This window comes from Mesorhizobium ciceri biovar biserrulae (assembly GCF_001618845.1).
GTDB classification, from domain to species: Bacteria; Pseudomonadota; Alphaproteobacteria; order Rhizobiales; family Rhizobiaceae; genus Mesorhizobium; species Mesorhizobium ciceri.
Window position 1 is genome coordinate 1,476,042 of record NZ_CP015064.1, and the last position, 21,585, is coordinate 1,497,626.

Sequence of the window (21,585 nt, forward strand, 5' to 3'; positions counted from 1 at the left end):
GATTCCCTCGCAGTGGGGAGCGCTAATGTCCCTCCTGTCTTGCCGACGCAGTCTCACCGGGACGCCCCCACGGCATTGCCTGAAGTGGGTACGATGAGTGGCTGGAGTAAGGCGTGGCGGACCTGAACTCCGCGGCTCGCTGATGGGCGCGAAGTTCGGACGCTCGGCCCAAACGACTGTCGGCGAGGCACCAAGACCTCGCCGACCTTTAAGGCATTCGTCGCTGGAGCGTCAGGTGACCAGGAAAGACGATGCGGTAATCGACAGATGCGGAGAGAGGCTCGCGAAATGGATCTGGTTTGCGCCTCCGACGCCGTCGCTGTCGAAAGAAAGAGCTCCGGTCGAACTGTTGTAGATAATGTGATCGGAACTGTCATGCGCCGCTTTGCCGGCAAAGAAAGCGTCCGACGAGAGGCCCCCCTGATCGAGACCGGCAAAGATGGAATGGTCGAGGTGGATCTTGTCCTGGGCTTTGTTGAAATCAGTGATCCTGTCGACGTTTCCAGAACCAAGGGCGGTACTGAACACGAAGGCATCTCTGCCCCCGTGCCCGGTCAACGTATCGGCCCCGCCGCCACCGTCGATCTTGTTGTTACCGGCATTGCCGTGAATGGTCTGTCCGAATTCGTTGCCGGTCAGATTGATGGCGGCCTTGCCGGACGTCTTGGTGGTTGCGAGTTGCTCGATGTGCGAGCCAGCCGAAAGAGCGAAGCTCACCGAGGCAAGAACCTTGTCGAGGCCGCTTCCTCTCTGCTCCACCACCTTGTCGTGGGCATTGTCGACGTAATAGGTGTCATTGCCGCCATAGCCGGTCATCTTGTCGGCGCCACCGCCGCCATTGATCTTGTTGGCACCGCCATTTCCATAGATGGCTTGACCGAATTCGTTGCCGGTCAGGTTGATGGACGCCCTGCCACCGGAATTGGCGGTGGAGAGCTGCTCGACATGTGATCCCGCCGTAAGAGCGTAACTCACCGAGGCCGCGACCTTGTCGAAGCCCCCGTTTGGCGCTTCCATGACCTTGTCATGAGCATTGTTGACGAGATATTTGTCATTGCCCCCGGTTGCGTGGAAAACGTCTGCGCCGCGCGTGCCATGGAAGACATGATCGCTGCCCGACGGGGCCGGCGCGGTGGGAGCAGGGGTGCCGACGTGAGTAGGAGGTGTGGTCGGTGTGCCGACCGGATCACTGACCGGGGGCGTGGCAGGATCACTAACCGGGGGCGAGACCGGGGCATGGGTGCCCTCGAGATTGTGCTGGAGGAAAAAGGCTTTCAGTTCCGAGGCGCTTTCAAGCGCGGTGTCGCCATTCTGCGTTCCCCATTTATAGGTATAGTCAAAGGCCGGCGACGGAACCAGTGCGGCCCAACGATCAATCATGGCCTGCTCCTGGGCAGCGGTGGGCATGACAAACTTGCCGCCAGCGCTGGTTTCCCAGTTGCCACCACCGAACGCCTGGTAAAGCGGGACGATCTTGTCAATCGGGATGCCTGCTTCACCGGCAGCCGCAACCATCTTGTCGATATGGGTGTAGTCGGGAGCCGAAGTGTTGTTGATGGGGTAATAGCCGATACCGTAGAAATCGATGCCCGTATTCGCCGGATTGTAAGCGGCGTGGGCCGGGTCGTTCGGGTTCATGTAGCTCGGGGAGCCATCCGTGCCCAAGTTCATCATCGTGATGAAGGTCTTGGCGCCGGGAACATGAGAATGAATCCAGTCGGATTCCGCCTTTAGGTTTGCAGCGGTTGCGTAGCTGCCCCACTTGCCTGTCGGATCAGGCTCGTCGCTAAGGTAAAACCCGAACACATTTGGATTACCTATGAAGGGAGTGACTTTATCAATGAAAGACGAAGTTACTCCGTCGTGCTCACCGAGATAAACCAAGCCTTTCATGCCATCCGGCAAGGCATTGACTTGCGAAACGTACTGAACATCAGCCAGATTGAATCCGGCGGTTGCGATCTCGGCGGCTGATCCACCGGACGCGTAGTGGAGTGTCATCCAAAAATCCTTTGGTTGATTCGGTTATGCCCCACGTCTGCTTAGTTGACGGCGCATATTAGGCCCAAATCAAATACGACACCCGCTGGATAGAATCTTTGATCGCCGACAGGATTGCTGCACAGCAGGAGATGTTCCGCTTCGGTCAACCGAAGTCTTTTAAAACAGTGCCGCAACAACAACATAAGCCCCTCTCATCCGGCTCATTGTTGAGCCGCGTGATTGGGAAATATCCGCCTTTCCCGACCGGGTTATCCCCAACTAGGGGAAAGCCATTGAGGATGCCTCGGCACATGAACCGAGGCTTGCGCTGACGCCCTCGCGGCTCACCCGCCAACTTGACGGTCGAAAGATCGTGCCGCTTGCGGCGTGAAGCGGCCACCTATCGCTGCTTTAGGAGCACTTTCTGCCTTGATCCTATTTAAAAAATCGATGGCCCAACTCTCATTTGAAATATGATCCGATCCAGCGCATGGAGAAAAAGTCATCTCTCCAAAATATATGTCACCATTAATGCTGTACAAATCGACCCTGACAAACTCAACATCCCTAGATATCGTTTCCGCGATCTCGATCATTTTTTCGAGATTTTCCGGCCTTTCTACGTTTTCTGGTAGGTCATAACCATACATGACATCAATCTGCTTAAAATCCGGAAGAGAAAATACAGCCCTTTTATGATCAACAAATCTACCGACGTCGACCTGAAGATAAATTGCCTTGCCGCGAACGCAAAAGAATTTGTAGTCACTTAATTCACCACCAGTAGAAATGTTGTCTTCGACAATTAATTTCTTTTCCATTTTATAATATTGTGTCTCTCGTCCGATATTAAAGTACGACCTCTTAGAGAAATTTAAGAATTCCTCTAGAGTTTTCCTATTGAGCGGTTTGTCGAGGAATATAATTTTTCCAGAGGAATGGGTCGGCTTCATCACGAAATGACGTCCGAGGAAAGGCTGGATCCAAAGTAAAATGTCATCTGCCGTCGTATTTCTATCTATCTTGAATACAGAGATCGTCTTTGGGGTTTTAAGGCCTGCGATTCCACTAGCTATGTACTTAGCATAATGCTTATCAACGCAAATCTTCTCCAGGTATCCCCATCTATTTCGTATCATTCTGTCAAATATAAAATCATTTATCGTAGCCGATTGACTGGAAACCCGTCTTGGGAACCTGTTGTTCCCGTTAAAGAATCCCGCTGCTGCTATGGGGTAGTTCAGAACGTAGAAATTCGGGGTTATCAAGCTGACCCTATATATCGTTTCCCAGACAGCTCTTCTTAATTTCCGATACTTCTTTTCCACGCAACACCCCACTACGCGGATAACGCACGGCTAACGCGGCGTCCGCTCTGATAACGACGATGGCGAAGGCGCGATCCGCCTCCTTGGGCAGGTTGGCAGCCGTCACAGATGGGGCCGGTCGAACCCGTCGGCCAGCGCCCCGAGGTGAACGAGCCCTCCAGTCGCCATCCCTGCGCATGCGTTAAACCACAATACGTCAGGCTCGATCACCGTCCTCCTCCGTTTGAATGACGATCCGGCGTGCCGGCCTGACGGTCGTCAATTTGCCGCCTCTGGAAGTCTGGGAGACTGATGGTCTGCTCGGGTGATTGGTGTATCGGGGCGAGATCAAATACAGAATACAGAACGACAAAAGGTTTGATTGATCTAAGTTGTTGCTCCGCATCAGGTATTTTGTGTCAACGACCGTGGCGTCTTTGAAAGTGTGTGGAAGCAAGGACATAAGCCCCTTTTGCGTGTTCCATTCTGGACTGCGTTACTAGCGTGAATTGCCGTTTTTTGGGGGAGTTATCCCCAGCCTGTGCACGCTGCGGGTCGCGTTTCGTTGGTCCTGCGCCACGAATCCGCTGCATTTTCCTCAAAGTCGACGTATGTAAGCAGAGCGTAATAAGGGGGGCGACGGATAGCGGCTGCTATGCGCACCAAGAAAGGTTTGAGCCATCACAATTTACGGAAGTAACGGCGCGGCAGTGTCGCGCGAACGACCGCTGGTCATGAAAACATCGGGGGCCGGTTCTCCCGAGCTGCGTTCCGCCATTCTCGCCTGCATGCCTGGGCTGCTTGGCGTGGCGCTGTTTTCGGCAGTGATAAACATTCTCGCCCTGACCGGTTCGGTTTATATGTTGCAGATCTACGATCGCGTTCTGCCGTCGCAGAGCGTTCCCACCCTGGTGGGGTTCACGATCGGCATGCTGGGCTTGTATGCGGTCTACGGGCTCCTGGATTTCGTGCGGCTTCGCGTGCTGGTCCGCATCGGCAGTCTTCTCTATAGAAATTTGCAGCAAAAGGTGTTCTCCATCTCCCTGTCCTTGCCGCTCAAGGCAGGACGTGATGCGGGCCGTCTGCAGCCTTTGCACGATCTTGACCGACTGCGCGGCTTTCTTTCCGGAACGGGACCGACGGTCATCTTCGACGCTCCGTGGATCCCTTTTTATCTGGTGATCATTTATTTGCTCCATCCTTTGCTCGGCTTGTTGGCAACCGTCGGCGCGATCGCCGTGGTCCTCCTGACGGCGGTTGCGGAAGTCTTTAGCCGTGGTCCGGCCGCGCGCGCCTCCGAAGACTTGTCGTCGCAACGGGCGCTTGCCGACTCCGCCCGGCGCAACGCCGAGGTTGTTCATGCTATGGGGCTTTCTGGTCGACTGGCTCGACGCTGGAGCGACGTCAGCCGCGCATATCTTGGTCAGCAGGAGCGCCTCTCGGATGTCGTCGGTGGCGCCAGTTCCTTCTCGAAGGCGCTTCGCATGGGTCTGCAATCCGGCGTTCTGGGGCTCGGTGCCTACCTGGTCATCGGCGGTGAAGCTTCTCCTGGGGTGATTATCGCATCTTCCATATTGCTCGGCCGGGCCTTGGCCCCAGTTGACGCGGCGATTGCAAACTGGAGAGGTTTTCTATCGACCCGGCGCAGCTATAGCGAGCTGGCAGCTGTCATGGCTGCATTTGGCAGTCAGGACGATCCGATGGAATTGCCTCGTCCACAGGCACGATTTGCCGTCGAGCAACTGACAGTCGCGCCGCCCGGCCTGACAAGACCGACCGTTGTAAATGTAAGTTTCCACCTGTCGAGGGGGGCTGGAATGGCCGTCGTCGGCCCGAGCGGCTCCGGCAAGACGACGCTGGCCCGTTCGTTGGTCGGGGTGTGGAAGCCGCTCCATGGCTCGGTGAGATTGGACGGCGCCTCTCTCGATCAATGGAACTCGGAACATCTCGGCGCCCATATCGGCTACATGCCGCAGGATGTGGAGTTGTTTGACGGCACGGTAGCAGACAACATTTCGAGGTTCCGAGGCAAGACGGATCCAAAAGGCGTCCTTGCGGCGGCAAGAGCCGCCGGCGTCGAGAAAATGATCATGCAACTCCCTCAGGGATTTCAGACCCGCATCGGGGAGGGGGGAGCAGCCCTGTCGGCAGGGCAGAGGCAACTCGTGGGTCTCGCCCGAGCACTTTATGGCGAGCCGTTCCTTGTCGTGCTCGACGAACCGAACTCGAACCTCGACGTGGATGGGGACGCTGCCCTGGCCGGCGCCATACGGGCAGTGCGTCAGCGCGGGGGCATCGTCATTGTCGTTGCGCATCGTCCCTCGGCACTCGCCAACATCGATCAGGTGCTGGTTATGTCGAACGGGACGGTTCATGCCTTTGGCTCGCGCGAGGAGGTCTTGGCGAACGTGCTCCGACCTTCACCGCCTGTTTCACCTCGGCCATCTTCTTTGGCGCCGATACCGGGGGTTGCCGGGCATGCATGAGGCTCTGCTCGAAACATTCGTCACCTTCTCGTCCTATGCCCGGACCCTTCGTGGCAGCAAAGGGCCTGCCGTGAGCTCGCCAGATCTGCCGGACGGTATTCGGGCCAACCTGATATTCGGCTTGGTGATTACAGGTCTGCTGGTCCTCGGCGGCGGCCTGTGGCTGGGATTGACCAAGATCGCCGGCGCCGTGGTTGCACCGGCCACCGTGGTGGTAGAAAGCAACGTCAAGAAGGTCCAGCATCAAACCGGAGGAACAGTGGGCGGGATCTTCGCGCAGGACGGAGATCATGTGCGAGCCGGCGACGTGCTGGTCAGGCTGGATGACACGCTGACACGCGCGAACCTGCAAATCATCAGCGAGGATCTCGATCGCGCGACCGTTCGCCTCGCCCGGCTGGAGGCCGAGCGCACGGGCTTGGCGGAAATGCAGCTGCCGGTCGGCCTGAAAGCGCGAATGAACCAACCGGAGCTGGCTGCGCTCGTCAACGGCGAACGCGCTCTCTTTGAAACGCGCTCTTCGGCTTTGGCTGGACAGAAGGCACAGCTGAGAAGCCAATCCCAGCAACTTGAACGTCAGATCGACGGTCTTAAAGCGCAACAGAGCGCGGTGGATGAATCGGTTGCCCTGCTGAGCAAGGATTTCGCCGACGTTGATTCCCTCTACGCCAAAAAACTCGTCTCCAAGGAGAGGGTAAGCAACATCAAGTTGGATGCCACCCGGGCCAGGGGAGAATCGGGTCGCCTCGCTGCAGCAGTAGCTGAAGCCCAGGCGCGCATCAGCGAAACGGGGTTGCAGATGCTGCAGCTGGATGACCAAAGGCGCACTGACGTGACGACCGAACTCCGCGAGACGGAAGCCAAGCAGACCGAACTCAACGAACGGAGGATTGTGGCGCAGGATGAACTGACCAAGACAACGATCCGCGCGCCACAGTCCGGAACGATACAGGAATCGGCTGTCCATACCGTCGGCGGCGTTATCGCGCCTGGCGAGATGCTTATGACCATCGTACCTGATACCGACGATCTTGTGGTGGACGCGCTGATCCCTCCGTCGCGGGTCGACGATGTCCGGCCTGGGCAGCCGGTGTCGATCCGTTTTCCGGCGTTCGACGTGGGAACCACTCCGGTCTGCCAAGGGTCAGTGAAACACATCTCGGCAGATCTGATTAAAGACCCGCAACGTCAGCTTTCCTATTTTTCGGCGCGTATCAAGGTTGAAAGCAAATCAAGCTGCCTGACCGAAGCGAAGGTGCTGAGGCCAGGTATGCCCGCCGAGGTTCATATCCGCACCGACGAACGCAATGTCTGGTCTTATCTGTTGAAACCCTTTGCGGATCAGATGTCCAAAGCGTTTACGCAGTGATGGCGAGGTGGAGGAGGGCGTGACCAATAGGATATCGGGATTTCTGGCGGCCCGACGGCTTTTGGGGGCGGGCGGCCGTCGAGCCTAACCGGCGACGCGGGGATGAAGCGCCTCCGGCTGGAGGAAACATGCGCGTTGTGTGACGCTACCGCATCATTCGAATAGCGAGGCTGGTTTACCGTCCCCAGACAACGGCATTCTCATGCCGTTTAATGATGTGCTTCAGGTTTTCGAAGGCGGTCGTGACGTGGCCCGCGAAGCGCTCTGCCGCCGGTGAGCGTGGTCCGCTGACCCGGCGAAGGATACCGAGTGAGCGGCTGGGCTGCGGGATTTCATAGGGCAGCACCGTAACCCGGCTCTCCTTGCGCTGCGCGAAGACTACGGAGAATGGCAGCACGGCCAACGCATCGGTTTCGGCAAGGAAGTTGATCACGCTCATCAGCGAGCCTCCCGAATAGCGGATGTTCAGGTCCGACATGCCGATGCTCATCAGGATCATCTGCAGGTCCGACATCAGCGGAGAGCCGGGCAGGGGAGCCACCCAGGGAAAGCTGGTCAGGTCATGCGCCCTGAGGCGGCGATTTCGCAGCAGGGGATGATCGGGCCGGCAAGCCACGACATTGCGTCCGGGCAGGATTTCGGTGAATTCGAAGCCGGGACCAAGGTCGAGAACGCCGATCGGCACGATGCCGAGGTCGATCTGGTTGCTGTCCAGCGCCGCGACCATCTCGGGCAGGTTCATATAGCTCTGCTGAACGGTGACCTCGGGTTCGAGCTTCTGGAATTCTCCGATCATCCGGCTGATCATCGCGTCCATGAAGAAAGGCACGCCGCCGACACGCACGACGCCCTTCGTTCCTTTCATGAAACCCTGCACCGCATCCGACGCCTTGCGGGACGCGGTGATGATCGTGCGGCCCTGCGCCGCCAGCTGGAAGCCGAGCGGCGTCGCCTGCAGCGGCCGGCGGCCCTTGAGGAACAGCGGCTCACCCACCCGCGCCTCCAGCATGGCCAGGGATCGGCTGACCGCCGGCTGGGTCAAGCCCAGCATGGCGGCTCCTTCCGACACGCCGCCGGCATCCAGCACCGCGGCGAGCTGCATGAGGTGGCGCTCGTTCAGCTTCATAGCAAAACGCTATACAAGGGACGTCACATCTCATCAAGCATCGCGTCGGGCCGTGCTATCCCGCTTGGCAAGGGGAAGGGAGGCCCCGGCGGAATGCACGGCCAGCACGACCCGAAGCGGGATGAGTCCCCCAAGGCGATATCGACGCAGGCCGAGGAATTCTCGCGGCGCCTGACGGCAATGGGCCAGTCCCGCTTGGCGGCGGCGGCGCAGGCAGCCGTGGATGGTTTGCACGCGCTGATCGTGGAGTTGCGGCCCTCCGGCGAGGAATTCCGCCAGGCGATCGATTTTCTGACCGAGGTTGGCCACTACGCCGATGCGCGGCGCCAGGAATGGGTGCTGTTCGCCGACGTCCTGGGCGTGTCTTCGCTGATCGAGGATCAGAACAGCCCGCGCCCCGCCGGAGCGACACCAAACACCCTGGCCGGGCCCTTCTACCGGGCCGACGTGCCGGAGATGCCACCCGGCGCGAACATCTCGCGCGATCACAAGGGCGAGCCGCTGGAGGTCGCGGGCCGCATCGTCGCGCTCGACGGCGCGGGGGTCGGCGATGCGACGGTCGAGATCTGGCAGGCCAATGCCGAGGGTCTCTACGAGAACCAGGAACCCGACCGCCAGCCGGAATTCAATCTGCGCGGACGCTTCCGTACCGATCCGCAGGGACGGTTCCGCTTCACGACGGTGAAGCCGAAGGGCTACACGCTGCCGTCGGACGGACCGGTCGGTCAATTGATGTCAGCGCTGGGCCTTGGCCTCGAGCGGCCGGCCCATATCCATTTTCGCGTCTCGGCGGAGGGCTTCGAGACGCTGACGACCCACATCTTCGACCGGTCGGACCCTGCGATCGGCCGGGATGCCATCTTCGGGGTCAAACCCGAACTCATGGCCGAGTTCCGCGCGCTGCCGCCCAATGGAGGAAAACGCAAGCACGCGCTCGACCTCAACCTCGTGCTCTGCCCGCAGCGGCGGAGCGATACCGAAACCTCTGGGAGGAGATGACCGATGGCACGTATCAGCGGCTACCACCATTTGACGCTCTCGACCGACAGCGCTCAGGAAGATTTTGATTTCTATACCAAGGCGCTCGGCCTGCATTCGGTGAAGCGCACCGTCTTGTTCGACGGCGTCATCCCGGTCTACCACCTCTATTACGGCTCGCCCAATGGCGATGCGTCGACGATCATCACCACCTTCCCGTTCCGCAAGCCGGGCGTCTATGGCCGCCGCGGGTCCAACCAATCGCGCACCATCATGCAGTCGATCCCCAGGGGCGCCGCGGATTTCTGGGTCGACCGGTTGAATGCGCGCGGCATCGAGGCCATCAAGATCACCCGTTTTGGCGCCGACCGTGCGGCTTTCGCACATCCCTGCGGCATCCCGCATGAGCTGGTGGAAAGCGACAGGGATCCCCGCGCGCCCATCACCAACGAGGCGCAGGGCATCGGCAAGGCCCACGGCATCAAGGGAATCTACGGCGCCGTGGTGGCGGTGATGGACCGCACCGCCATGGACGACTTCCTGACCATCGCATTGCCGATGGAGAAAGAGGCCGACGACCACGAGGGGCTCGTGTTCCGCGTGCCGGATGCGGCCGGCGTCGCACAGCGCGTGGAGGTCATTGTCGACCGCGACAGCCCGCAGGGCACCTGGACTCTGGCGGGAGGCACGATCCACCACCTCGCCCTCAACACCGGCGACGAAGAGAACCAGTTGAAGCTGCGCGCTCATATCGAGGGCCTCGGCTTCACGGACATATCGGAGCAGAAGGACCGCAACTACTTCAAGTCCTGTTATGTCCGCTCGCCCGGCGGCGCGCTGTTCGAAATTGCCTGGACCACGCCGGAAGGCTGGGCCAAGGACGAGCCTCCGGGCCAGATCGGCAAGACGCTGGTCTTCCCGCCTTGGTTCAAGGACCGCGAGAGCGAATTGCAGGCCGGCCTGGAACAGGCGGATTTCGCGTGAGTTCAGGCAGCGGTCCGCTCCGGCTTGGGCCAAGAGGCCCCGAGGCTAAGGCGATTTGCGTCTTCGTCCACGGCCGCGGCCAATCGCCCGAAGAGATGCAGTCCCATGTGCTGTCGCGGCTTTCCGCGTCGGCCGTGGCCTTCATCCTGCCGCGCGCGCCGCACGGCATGTGGTGGGAGGCGCGTGCCGTCGACCCGTTGACGTCGGTCGCCCGCGCGCAGCTCTCTGACGCGCTCGACCACCTTGCGGCCGCAATGGTTGCGGCGCGTGCCGAACTGCCCGGACTGCCGCTGCTTCTCGCGGGCTTCTCGCAAGGGGCGTGTCTCTCGATCGAATATCTCTGTGCGGGGCTGCCGCCGCCGGACGCTTTGGCGGCCTTCACGGGCTGCCGTGTCGGCGTTCCGGCGGACGAAAGATCCGAGGCGGCGCCGGCCGGAATGCCGATCTATCTTTCCGGTGGTGATGCCGATCCGTGGATACCGGTCTCGGCGTTTGCCGATGCCGCGCAATCGCTGGGCCGGATTGGCGCGAGCCTGCGGGCCGATCTGTTCCCGGGCCGCGGCCATGAGGTCTCGGACGCCGAGATTGCCATGCTGGGCACTATCCTCGACGACCTCGCGGCCGGGCGTGGCCCGCGCATGGAGGCGGCGCGATGATGGACAGCTTCACCTTTCCGGGCCTGACGACACGGGTGGTCTTCGGTGCCGGCACCATGGCTCGCGTCGAGGAGGAAGTCCGGCGGCTCGGCCATGAAAAGGTGATGGTGCTTTCGACGCCGCATCAGAAGGGCGATGCGGAAAGGCTGGCCGCAAGCCTTGGTGGCCTCGCCGCCGGGATCTTTGCCGGCGCGGTCATGCATACCCCTGTCGAGGTCACGGAAAAGGCCATCGATACCTTCCGAGGCAGTGGCGCTTCGGCGGTCGTCAGCCTCGGCGGCGGCTCGACCACTGGGCTCGGCAAGGCCATTGCCGTGCGGACGGGCGCCGACCAGGTGGTCATTCCCACCACCTATGCCGGCTCGGAAATGACCGACATACTCGGCGAGACGGCAGCCGGCGAGAAGACCACCCGCCGCTCGCCGGACATTCGCCCAGAGACGGTGATCTACGACGTCGATCTGACACTGAGCCTGCCGGTAAACCTCACCGTAACCTCGGCGATGAACGCGATCGCTCATGCGATGGAAGCCTTGTATGCCCCCGATCGCAATCCGGTCATCGTGCTGATGTGCAGGGATGCCATGGTTGCCTTCCGGGAAGGCATTCCAAGATTGATCGGCAATCCGCAGGATCGCGCGGCGCGGACGCAGGCGCTCTATGCGGCGTGGTGCTGCTCGACCGCGTTAGGCTATGTCTCGATGGCGCTGCATCACAAGCTGGCGCATGTCTTCGGCGGCTCGTTCGACACGCCGCACGCCGAAACCCACGCCATCCTGCTGCCCTACACGACCGCCTTCAACGATGCGGCGGTGCCCGATCTGCTGCGCCCGATCGCTGAGGCATTCGGTGGTGGTTCGGCGGGCGGCGGGCTCTGGGATTTCGCACAGTCGGTCGGCTCTCCGCTGAGCCTGAAGGCGATCGGCATCGAGGAGGCCGATCTCGACCGCGCGGCGGCAATCGCGGTGAAGAATGCCTATGCGAATCCAAGGCCGATTGATCCGGGATCGATAAGGGAACTCCTTCAGGCGGCGTGGGAGGGACGCCGTCCGGGGGACTGAGAACAAAACAAGAGGGAGGAACCAAACATGATCACAAGACGCAGCCTACTGAAAGCCTCGGCGGCGACAGGCCTGGCGCTCGCCGGTTCGCGCCTGGCGACGCCGGCCATCGCGCAAGGCGCCAAGATCCGCCTGGGCTATGTTTCGCCGCAGACGGGGCCGCTCGCCGGCTTCGCGGAAAGCGACGCCTACAACATCAAGGCCTTCCTCGCTTCCGAGGCGGGCAAGAACTTCGAGGTCATCGTCAAGGACAGCCAGTCGAACCCCAACCGCGCGGCCGAGGTAGCCAAGAGCCTGATCGTCGATGACGAGATCAACCTGATGCTCGTCGGCTCGACGCCCGAGAACACCAATCCGGTGGCCACCACCTGCGAGGCGGAGGGCGTGCCGGTGATCTCGACGATGGCGCCGTGGCAGCCCTGGTTCATCGGCCAGCAGGGCAATCCGGCCGATCCGTCCTCGTGGAAGCCTTTCAACTTTGCCTATCATTATTTCTGGGGTCTCGAAGACATCATCGCCGTCTACACCGGTATGTGGAAGCAGCTTTCCACCAACGGCAAGGTGGGCGGGCTGTTCCCGAACGATGCCGACGGCAATGCCTGGGGTGATCCGAAGAACGGCTTGAAGCCGGGCCTCGATGCCGCCGGTTTCAGCCTTGCCGATCCCGGCCGCTATCAGAACCTGTCGGACGATTTCACTGCGCAGGTCAACGCCTTCAAGGCAGCCAATGCCGAGATCGTCACCGGTGTGGTCATTCCGCCGGACTTCACCACCTTCTGGAACCAGGCCCGCCAGCAGGGCTTCAAGCCCAAGGCGATAACGGTGGCCAAAGCGATCCTCTTTCCGCAATCGGTCGAGACGCTGGGCGATGCTGGCCACAACCTCTCATCCGAGGTCTGGTGGTCGGCCTCGCATCCGTTCAAATCGTCCGTGACGGGCGAGAGCTCGGCGGAAATCGCGGCGGATTTCACCGCCAAGACCGGGCGCCCCTGGACGCAGCCAATCGGTTTTGTCCATTCGCTGTTCGAGGTGGCGGCCAATGTCATGGGGCGCGTTTCGGATCCGACCAATGCCGAGGCGATCGCGGCGGCCATAGCCGCCACCGACATGACGACGGTGGTGGGGAAAGTGGCATGGAGCGGTGCGGGACTGCCGCCTTTCGCCGCGAAGAACGTCTGCAAGACGCCGCTCGTTGGCGGCCAGTGGCGGAAGAAGGCCGGTGGCGGCTTCGATCTGGTGATCGTCGAGAACGCCGGCGCTACCGAGATTCCCACCGCTGGCAAGATGGAAGCCCTGGCCTGACGCTGCCGGGGGCGCTGATACCGCCGCCCTCGTTCGGCGCGACCCAAGGATGACTGTGATGATACTCAGGCTGGAAAACGTTTCGAAGTCCTTCGGCGCCCTGAAGGTTGCGGATTCCGTGACCGTCAGCGTGCCGCGCGGCGAAGCGCTGGGCATTATAGGCCCGAACGGCGCGGGAAAATCGACGCTCTTCAACCTGATCACCGGAAACTTGTTTGCAAATGAGGGCCGCATCGAATTCCTCGGCCGCGACGTGACCCGCGCTCCGGCCATGGAGCGGGTGCGCATGGGCGTCGGCCGCAGCTTCCAGATTCCGCAGCCTTTCGAGGGGCTGACCGTGTTCGAGAATCTCTTGACCGCCGCCGCCTTCGGCCGCGGCGGACGCGAGGCCGAGATGGTCGAGGATTGCGCTGGTATCCTCGAGGCGACGGAGCTTCTCAGGAAAGCCAATTTCGTGGCCGGCTCGTTGAGCCTTCTCGACCGCAAGCGCCTGGAACTCGCCCGCGCCCTGGCGACAGGCCCCGAACTTCTGCTTCTGGACGAGATCGCGGGCGGTCTGACGGAGGGCGAATGCAAGGCCCTGGTCGCGACGATCAGAGCCATCCACGCGGGGGGGACCACCATCATCTGGATCGAGCATGTGCTGCATGCCCTGAATTCGGTGGTCGAGCGGCTCCTTGTGCTGGATTTCGGGCGCGTGATCGGGATCGGCGCGCCTGATGAGATCATGGCCTCGAAGGCGGTTCGCGAAATCTATCTGGGGCTCGAGGTCTGATGTTGGAAACGCGCGGCCTCACCGCGAATTACGGCCAGTTCCGGGCGCTGTTCGGTGTGGATATCACCGTGGCCGCGGGCGAATGCGTGGCGATCATCGGCGCCAACGGCGCCGGCAAATCCACGCTGATGCGCTCGATCACCGGCGTGATCGGCAACGCGCCCGGCATGGTGCTGCACAGGGGCGAGCCGATCGGCGCGCTGTCTTCGGCCGAGATCATGAAGCGCGGCATCGCCATGGTGCCGGAGGGGCGCCGGCTGTTCCCTTCGCTGACCGTCGAGGAAAACCTGCTGGTCGGCGGGCAGGCGCGTAAGGTGCAGGGGCCGTGGAGCCTCGACGCGGTCTATGACCTTTTCCCGATCTTGGGCGAGCGGCGCAAGAGCCCCGGTACCGCGCTCTCGGGTGGCCAGCAGCAGATGGTGGCGATCGGCCGGGCGCTGATGTCGAACCCCGAATTGCTGCTTTGCGACGAGATCAGCCTTGGCCTCGCGCCCGTCGTCATCCGCGATATCTACGCAGCACTTCCCAGGATCCGCCAAGGCGGCGCCGCGATCGTGCTGGTGGAGCAAGATATCGGCAAGGCGCTGGCAGTGGCCGACCGCGTCTACTGCATGATGGAGGGTCGCGTCACGCTGGCCGCCAGGGCGGCCGAGGTCACGCGCGAAGATATCCACTCTGCCTATTTCGGAGTGGCGGCATGACGCGGGAACCAAGGCTCGGTCGTCTGCTCGCACAGCACCCTTGTGGCCTGATCGAGGTGGCGCGGCGATGATCTGGCTGGACACCCTCGTGCAAGGGATTCTGCTGGGCGGGCTCTATGCCCTGTTTGCAGCAGGGTTGAGCCTCGTCTTCGGCATCATGCGGCTGGTGAACCTAGCCCATGGCGACCTCATCATTCTTGCCGCCTATCTGGTGTTGATGGGCGTTACGCTGCTCGGCTTGTCGCCCTGGATCGCTGCCCTGATTGCCATGCCGGTGATGTTCGGGCTCGGCTGGCTGCTGCAGGCCGCCGTCCTGAACCGCGTGCTAGGCAAGGACATCCTGCCGCCGCTTCTGGTCACGTTCGGCCTGTCGGTCGCCTTGCAGAACGGCCTGCTCGAGGCCTTCTCCGCCGACAGCCGCCGCATTCCGGTGGGCGCGTTGGAAGGGGCATCGCTCGATCTAGGGCTGGTCACGGTTGGGATCATGCCGTTGATGACCTTTGCCTCGGCGATCGTGACGATCATTGCGCTCAACGCGCTCTTTTACCACACCGCCCTCGGCCGTGCCTTCCGCGCCACCTCGGACGACGCCGTGACGGCGGGGCTGATGGGGATAGAGCCGAAGCGGATTTTCGCGATCGCCACCGGGATCGCCATGGTCGTGGTGACGCTGGCGGCGCTCTATCTCGGCATGCGCGCGAACTTCGATCCTTCGATCGGACCGGCGCGGCTGATCTATGCCTTCGAGGCGGTGATCATAGGCGGCCTCGGCAGCCTGTGGGGGACGCTTGCCGGCGGGATCATCATCGGGGTGGCGCAAACGTTCGGCGCCGCGCTCAATCCGGAATGGCAGATCCTGGCCGGCCACATCGCCTTCCTGGCCGTGATGCTGCTCAGGCCGCGCGGACTTTTTCCGCGCGCAGTGGATTGAGGGGGGCGGCATGTATCGACTGACAACCCGCACCCGCGCCGGAACCGTGACCGCGATCATCGTGCCGCTCTTCCTCGTCGCCGCGCTCGCGCTGCCTGCCGTGGCCTCGCGTGGTGTCATACAGGATCTGTTCTTTATCCTCACCATGCTGACGCTGGCGCAGATCTGGAACCTGCTGGCGGGCTATGGCGGCCTGGTCTCGGTGGGCCAGCAGGCTTTCGTCGGCATCGGCGCCTACGCGATGTTCGCCGGCGTGATCCTGCTCGGCTGGAATCCGGTCCCAGCGATCCCGCTGGGCGCCCTTGCGGCGCTGGTGCTGGCAGTTCCGACGGCCTTTTTCGCGTTCCGCTTGCAGGGCGCGTATTTCGCCATCGGCACCTGGGTGATCGCCGAAGTGACGCGCCTGCTGGTTGCGCAGTGGAAGGCACTTGGCGGCGGCACCGGCACGTCGCTGCCGCGCGAGGCGACGAGCAGCATCCTGGGCACCGATGCGGTCCGGGCGCTGTTCGGCGTCCGCGAGGCCGCGGCACGCGATATCATGGCCTACTGGCTGGCTTTGGTGCTGGTCGTGGCCGTGACGGGCGGGATCTACTGGCTGCTGCGCAGCCGCCTCGGGCTGGCGCTGGCGGCCGTGCGCGACAATGTCGACGCGGCGCAATCGGTGGGCGTCGATACCGCCCGGCTCAGATGGGCGGTCTTTCTGATCGCCGCGGCCGCCACCGGGCTGACCGGCGCGCTGATTTTCCTGCAGACGGCCCGCATCTCGCCGAGCGCGGCCTTTGCCGTCACCGACTGGACCGCCAACGTCATCTTCATTGTCGTCATCGGCGGCATCGGCACCATCGAGGGGCCGATCCTCGGTGTGCTGGTCTTCTTTGCGCTGCGCTCGGCGCTGGCCGACTACGGCAGTTGGTACTTGATGACGCTCGGCCTCATCGCCGTTGTCGTGATGCTTTTTGCGCCAAAGGGGCTGTGGGGCCTGATCGCGTCCCGCAAGGGCCTGCACCTGTTTCCGGTCCGCCGCAGGCTGACCGGTCCGAAGATCGAGGGAGGAATTTGATGGCGGATATCGAAACCGACGTGCTGATCGTCGGCACTGGCCCGGCCGGCTCGGCCACCGCCGCGCTGCTGTCGAGCTACGGCGTGGCCAACATGATCGTCAATCGCTATCGCTGGTTGTCGAACACGCCGCGTGCCCACATCACCAACCAGCGCACCATGGAAGTGCTGCGCGACCTCGGTCCGGATGTCGAGGCAGAGGCCATGATGCACGCCTCGCCGCAGGAACTGATGGGCGAGAACGTGTTCTGCGAAAGCCTGGCCGGCGAGGAGATCGGCCGCATGAAGAGCTGGGGTACAGCGCCGCTCTCCAAGGCCGAACATCTGCTGTCGTCTCCCTGTTTCATGAACGATCTGCCCCAGACCTTCATGGAGCCGATCCTGTTCAAGTCGGCCTGCGCCCGCGGGACGCAGGCACGCATGAGCACGGAATATGTCGGCCATGTCCAGGATGAGGACGGCGTGACCACGACCTGCCGCGATCGGCTGTCGGGTAAGGATTTCACCGTGCGGTCGAAGTTCCTCGTCGGCGCCGACGGCGGCAACTCGCTGGTGGCCGAGCATCTGGGCCTGCCGCTCGACGGTAAGATGGGCGTCGGCGGCTCGATGAACATCTTGTTCAGGGCCGATCTGTCGAAATACGTCGCGCACCGGCCGAGCGTCCTCTACTGGGTCATGCAGCCCGGCGCCGACGTCGGCGGCATCGGCATGGGTCTGGTTCGCATGGTGCGGCCGTGGGATGAGTGGCTGATCGTCTGGGGCTACGACATCAACCAGCCGCCGCCGGAGGTAACGCCGGAACTGGCCACCGAGGTCGCGCGTCAATTGGTCGGAGATTCCGCGCTCGAGATCGAGCTCCTGGGCGCCAACACCTGGACGGTGAACAACTGCTTCGCCACGCACATGCAGAAGGGGCGGGTGTTCATCATGGGCGACGCCGCGCACCGGCATCCGCCCTCGAACGGGCTCGGCTCGAACACATCGATCCAGGATGGGTTCAATCTCGCCTGGAAGCTTGCCAAGGTCGTCAAGGGGCAGGCGGGCATCGGGCTTCTGGATAGCTACTCTGCCGAGCGCGCGCCGATCGCGCGCCAGATCGTGACGCGGGCGAACCAGTCCATCGCCGAATTCGGACCGATCTTCGAGGCGCTCGGCATGGATGGCGGCGTCGATCACGACAAGATCCAGAGGAACATGGAGGCCCGCGCCGACGCGACGCCCGCCGCCGAAGCGCAGCGCGAGGCGCTCCGCAAGGCTATCGCCTTCAAGAAGTACGAGTTCGACGCCCATGGCGTCGAGATGAACCAGCGCTATGCGTCCGGCGCGGTGGTGACCGACGGCCAGCGCGAGCCGGCATTCGAGAAGGATCGCGAGCTGCACTATGCGCCAACGACGTGGCCGGGCGCGCGCTTGCCGCATGTCTGGGTGTTCGAGCGCTCGGGCAGGAAGGTCTCGACGCTCGATCTTTGCGGGCATGGCGAGTTCACGCTTTTGACCGGTATTGGCGGCGAGGCGTGGGTCGCCGCGGCGGAGACGGTGGGCGCGGAGCTCGGTCTGCCGATCCGCAGCCATGTGATCGGCCCGCGCCGCACGATCGAGGATCATACCGGCGACTGGGCCGGCGCGCGGGAGATCCGCGACACCGGCTGCCTGGTCGTCCGTCCCGACCACCACGTCGCCTGGCGTTCCGAAACGCTCGCGGCCGATCCGGCGGCCGAACTGCGCCGGGTCTTCAAATCCGTTCTGGCGCGCTGAGGAGTATCCCATGATCGACGAACACGAATCCGGCTATTTCACCGAGGCGAACTCGGCCGAGGTCGTCGTGGCGCGCAACAGGAACGCCAAAGACGAGCGGCTCAAAGAGGTGATGGAGGTCATCACCCGCAAGCTGCACGAGGCGGTGAAGGAGATCGAGCCGACGCAGGAGGAATGGTTCGGCGCGATCATGTTCCTGACGCAGACGGGCCAGATCTGCAACGAGTGGCGGCAGGAGTACATCCTGCTGTCGGATGTTCTCGGCGTCTCGATGCTGGTCGATGCGATCAACAACCGCAAGCCGTCGGGTGCCTCGGAATCCACGGTGCTCGGGCCTTTCCACGTCGCCGACGCGCCCGAATTGCCAATGGGATCGAACATCTGCCTCGACCAGAAGGGCGAGCCGATGTTCGTGCATGGCCGCATCCTCAATACCGAGGGTAACCCGATCGCAGGCGCCAAGATCGACGTCTGGCAGGCCAATGACGAGGGTTTCTACGACGTGCAGCAGAAGGGCATCCAGCCCGACTTCAATCTGCGCGGGGTGTTCCGCACCGGTGCGGACGGACGTTACTGGTTCCGCGGCGTGAAGCCCAAATACTACCCGATCCCGGACGACGGTCCGGTCGGCAAGCTGCTGGGCGCGCTAGGCCGCCACCCCAATCGTCCGGCGCATCTCCACTACATTGTCGAGGCCGAGGGCTTCGACGCGCTGACCACGCACATCTTCGATCCGGACGATCCGTACATCGATTCAGATGCCGTCTTCGGCGTGAAGAAAAGCCTGCTCGCCGAATTCCGCAAGGTCGAGGACGCCGAAGCCGCGGCCAGGGTCGAGGTCGCGGCGCCGTTCTATGACGTAGAGTTCGATTTCGTGCTGTCGCGCAAGGGAGGAAACTGATGGCCGCACTTGAGAAGATGTTCGATGTCAGAGGCAAGTCGGTGATCGTCACCGGCGGCGCCAGCGGCATCGGGCAGGCCTATTCCGAGATCATGGCCGAGCACGGGGCGAAGGTCTGCATCTTCGACCTGAACCCTGCCGGGCTGGAGAAGACCGTGGCGGCGATCAGGGCGGCGGGTGGCGATGTCTGGGGCCAGGTCGTCGATGTCGGCGACCGTGCGGCCATGGCGGCCGCCTTCGACAAGGTGGCCGAGAAGGCCGGCTCGATCGACGTCGTGTTCGCCAATGCCGGGATCGACGCCGGGCCGGGCTTCAACACCCCGACGGGCGAAAGGAACCCCGAGGGCGCCATCGAGAACCTGCCCGACGAGCACTGGGACAAGGTGATCGAGATAAACCTGACCTCGGTCTACACCACGATCAAGCATGCCGTGCGGCACATGAAGCCGAATGGCGGCGGCCAGATCATCGTCACCTCGTCCATCGCCTCGCTGATCAACGAGAGCATCGTGGGTACACCCTACATGCCCGCCAAGGCCGCGGTGAACCATCTCGTTCGCCACATGGCGATGGAGCTCGGCGCCTACAACATCCGCATCAACGCAATCCTGCCCGGGCCGTTCATCACCAACATCGCCGGCGGCCGGCTGCGCAATCCGGCGGACCGCAAGGCCTTCGAGGCCCAGTCGCTCATCGGCCGGATCGGTGACCCTGAAGAGATCAAGGGCCTGGCGCTCTATCTGGCGTCGCCGGCCGCGTCCTACGTGACGGGCTCGCTGATCGTCATCGATGGCGGCTCGCTGCTGAGGATGACCTGAACAAGCTTTGAACTGAGACCGGTCCCGTGGGCCGGAGAAACTTAACCCAGGGAGGAACCGACAATGACCTACTACAACAAACTGGTGAAATCGGGCTTGCGGCCCAGCCGCCGAAGCGTCCTGAAGGGGATTGGAGCCGGCGTTGCCGCCAGCACGCTGGGCATGCCGACCTATCTGCGCGCCGCGACGGCGGGGAAGATCAAGCTCGGCTATCTCAGCCCCACGACCGGGCCGCTCGCCCTGTTTGGTGAAACGGATGGCTACACCTTGCAGAAAATCCGCGCCCTGCTCGGCGGCCAGCTGCAATGTGCCGACGGCAATACTTACGAGATCGAGATCCTCGATCGCGACAGCCAGTCCAATCCGAACAAGGCATCGGAAATCGCCGGCAACCTCATCCTGAACGACGAGGTGCATCTGCTCGTACCGGCCTCGACCACCGACACGATCCTGCCCGCGGCCGAGCAGGCCGAGCTTTATGAGACCCCCTGCATTTCCTCCGGCGCTCCCTGGCAAGCGGTGATCATGCCGCGCGGCGGCGGCAAGCAGACCTTCGACTGGACCTATCATTTCTTCTGGGGCCTCGACGAGGCGCTGAACACCTTCGTCGGACTCTGGAGCCATCTGGAGACCAACAAGAAGGTCGGCATGCTGTTTCCGCAGAACATCGACGGCGAGACCTGGGGCAACGACGAATATGGCTTGCCAGCGCCGACCCGCAAGGCCGGCTACGAGGTCGTGGTGCCCGGCTATTTCCAGCCCCGCACCAATGATTTTTCCGCACAGATCGCCGAGTTCAAGAAGCAGGGCTGCGAGATCATCGGCGGCATTACCTATCCGGACGATCTGAAGACCTTCGTCACCCAGTGCAACCAGCAGGGCTTCAAGCCGAAGGCGGTCACGGTGGCGGCGGCACTCCTGTTCCCGGGGGGTGTCGAGGCCATGGGTCCTCTAGGCAACGGCATGTCCTCGGAGGTCTGGTGGACACCGGCCTTCCCGTTCAAGTCGTCGCTGACCGGGCAGGTCAGCAGCGACATCGCCAGCCAATGGGAAGTCGATTCGAAGCGGCAGTGGACGCAGCCGCTGGGCTATTCGCATGCCTTGCTCGAGGTCGCGCTCGACATCCTGAAGCGCTCTTCCAATCCGCTCGATCGTACAGCCAACCGAGACGCCCTGGTCGCTACCGATCTGCAGACGCTGGTCGGTCATATCAAGTTCGACGGCTCGCCCCACAAGAACATCTGCAAGACGCCGATCTTCGGCGGCCAGTGGGTGAAGGGCGAGAAATGGCCTTATGACCTGAAGATCGTCGACAACACGGTCAATCAGCTCTTCGCGCCGCAGCAGGCTATTCAGCCGATCGCCTGGTGACATGAGCGGGGACGCGGGCAGA

The 21,585-nt window shown here is 62.4% G+C and carries 18 protein-coding genes; 15 read left to right on the forward strand and 3 right to left on the reverse strand.

The features are described 5' to 3' along the window. Positions 1-231 precede the first annotated feature (231 nt). On the reverse strand, positions 232-2,001 hold the full coding sequence (locus tag A4R29_RS06510; protein ID WP_063171514.1) for a calcium-binding protein: 1,770 nt from the start codon (positions 1,999-2,001) through the stop codon (positions 232-234). A gap of 326 nt (positions 2,002-2,327) precedes the next feature. After that, positions 2,328-3,311 carry an ATP-grasp fold amidoligase family protein gene (locus A4R29_RS06515; RefSeq protein WP_167355170.1) on the reverse strand — a complete coding sequence of 328 codons (984 nt, stop codon included), beginning with the start codon at positions 3,309-3,311 and terminating at the stop codon, positions 2,328-2,330. A gap of 713 nt (positions 3,312-4,024) precedes the next feature. Between A4R29_RS06515 and A4R29_RS06520 the strand changes: the two genes are divergently transcribed. Together A4R29_RS06520 and A4R29_RS06525 are read left to right on the forward strand one after the other, a co-directional pair. Next, positions 4,025-5,776, forward strand: a complete 1,752-nt coding sequence (locus A4R29_RS06520; protein WP_063167497.1) for a type I secretion system permease/ATPase — start codon at positions 4,025-4,027, stop codon at positions 5,774-5,776. Continuing rightward, positions 5,769-7,145 carry an HlyD family type I secretion periplasmic adaptor subunit gene (locus A4R29_RS06525; protein ID WP_013533102.1) on the forward strand — a complete coding sequence of 459 codons (1,377 nt, stop codon included), beginning with the start codon at positions 5,769-5,771 and terminating at the stop codon, positions 7,143-7,145. The genes A4R29_RS06520 and A4R29_RS06525 overlap by 8 nt, the downstream gene beginning before the upstream one ends. 175 nt (positions 7,146-7,320) lie before the next feature. Here the strand turns inward: A4R29_RS06525 and A4R29_RS06530 are convergent, their stop codons facing one another. Beyond that, positions 7,321-8,271, reverse strand: coding sequence for a LysR family transcriptional regulator (locus A4R29_RS06530; RefSeq protein ID WP_013533101.1), 951 nt, complete (start codon positions 8,269-8,271; stop codon positions 7,321-7,323). 93 nt (positions 8,272-8,364) lie between these two features. On the opposite strand from A4R29_RS06530, the gene A4R29_RS06535 reads away from it, so the two are divergent. The 13 genes from A4R29_RS06535 to A4R29_RS06595 all read left to right on the forward strand — a co-directional run bounded on the left by A4R29_RS06535 (position 8,365) and on the right by A4R29_RS06595 (position 21,563). After that, on the forward strand, positions 8,365-9,270 hold the full coding sequence (locus A4R29_RS06535; RefSeq protein WP_063167498.1) for a dioxygenase family protein: 906 nt from the start codon (positions 8,365-8,367) through the stop codon (positions 9,268-9,270). A 3-nt stretch (positions 9,271-9,273) separates the two neighbouring features. Next, positions 9,274-10,233, forward strand: coding sequence for a VOC family protein (locus tag A4R29_RS06540; RefSeq protein WP_013533099.1), 960 nt, complete (start codon positions 9,274-9,276; stop codon positions 10,231-10,233). After that, on the forward strand, positions 10,230-10,889 hold the full coding sequence (locus A4R29_RS06545; RefSeq protein ID WP_013533098.1) for an alpha/beta hydrolase: 660 nt from the start codon (positions 10,230-10,232) through the stop codon (positions 10,887-10,889). Before A4R29_RS06540 ends, A4R29_RS06545 begins: the two co-directional genes overlap by 4 nt. Continuing rightward, the gene (locus A4R29_RS06550; RefSeq protein ID WP_082827339.1) at positions 10,886-11,950 is read left to right on the forward strand and encodes a maleylacetate reductase; all 1,065 of its coding nucleotides are present in this window, start codon (positions 10,886-10,888) and stop codon (positions 11,948-11,950) included. The genes A4R29_RS06545 and A4R29_RS06550 overlap by 4 nt, the downstream gene beginning before the upstream one ends. A 27-nt stretch (positions 11,951-11,977) precedes the next feature. Further along, positions 11,978-13,252, forward strand: coding sequence for an ABC transporter substrate-binding protein (locus A4R29_RS06555; protein ID WP_063171517.1), 1,275 nt, complete (start codon positions 11,978-11,980; stop codon positions 13,250-13,252). Between the two features lie 58 nt (positions 13,253-13,310). Continuing rightward, positions 13,311-14,027, forward strand: coding sequence for an ABC transporter ATP-binding protein (locus A4R29_RS06560; protein ID WP_063171518.1), 717 nt, complete (start codon positions 13,311-13,313; stop codon positions 14,025-14,027). Continuing rightward, the gene (locus A4R29_RS06565) at positions 14,027-14,728 is read left to right on the forward strand and encodes an ABC transporter ATP-binding protein (protein ID WP_063171519.1); all 702 of its coding nucleotides are present in this window, start codon (positions 14,027-14,029) and stop codon (positions 14,726-14,728) included. Before A4R29_RS06560 ends, A4R29_RS06565 begins: the two co-directional genes overlap by 1 nt. A 67-nt stretch (positions 14,729-14,795) precedes the next feature. Next, positions 14,796-15,659 carry a branched-chain amino acid ABC transporter permease gene (locus tag A4R29_RS06570; protein ID WP_013533093.1) on the forward strand — a complete coding sequence of 288 codons (864 nt, stop codon included), beginning with the start codon at positions 14,796-14,798 and terminating at the stop codon, positions 15,657-15,659. Between the two features lie 10 nt (positions 15,660-15,669). After that, positions 15,670-16,719, forward strand: a complete 1,050-nt coding sequence (locus A4R29_RS06575; protein WP_063171520.1) for a branched-chain amino acid ABC transporter permease — start codon at positions 15,670-15,672, stop codon at positions 16,717-16,719. Continuing rightward, positions 16,719-18,473 (forward strand): FAD-dependent oxidoreductase, encoded by a 1,755-nt coding sequence (locus A4R29_RS06580; RefSeq protein ID WP_063171521.1) that lies wholly within the window; start codon positions 16,719-16,721, stop codon positions 18,471-18,473. The genes A4R29_RS06575 and A4R29_RS06580 overlap by 1 nt, the downstream gene beginning before the upstream one ends. A 10-nt stretch (positions 18,474-18,483) precedes the next feature. Further along, positions 18,484-19,374, forward strand: a complete 891-nt coding sequence (locus A4R29_RS06585; RefSeq protein ID WP_013533090.1) for an intradiol ring-cleavage dioxygenase — start codon at positions 18,484-18,486, stop codon at positions 19,372-19,374. Further along, positions 19,374-20,192 carry an SDR family NAD(P)-dependent oxidoreductase gene (locus A4R29_RS06590; RefSeq protein WP_013533089.1) on the forward strand — a complete coding sequence of 273 codons (819 nt, stop codon included), beginning with the start codon at positions 19,374-19,376 and terminating at the stop codon, positions 20,190-20,192. The genes A4R29_RS06585 and A4R29_RS06590 overlap by 1 nt, the downstream gene beginning before the upstream one ends. A 63-nt stretch (positions 20,193-20,255) precedes the next feature. Continuing rightward, on the forward strand, positions 20,256-21,563 hold the full coding sequence (locus tag A4R29_RS06595; RefSeq protein ID WP_063171522.1) for an ABC transporter substrate-binding protein: 1,308 nt from the start codon (positions 20,256-20,258) through the stop codon (positions 21,561-21,563). Positions 21,564-21,585: the final 22 nt, after the last annotated feature.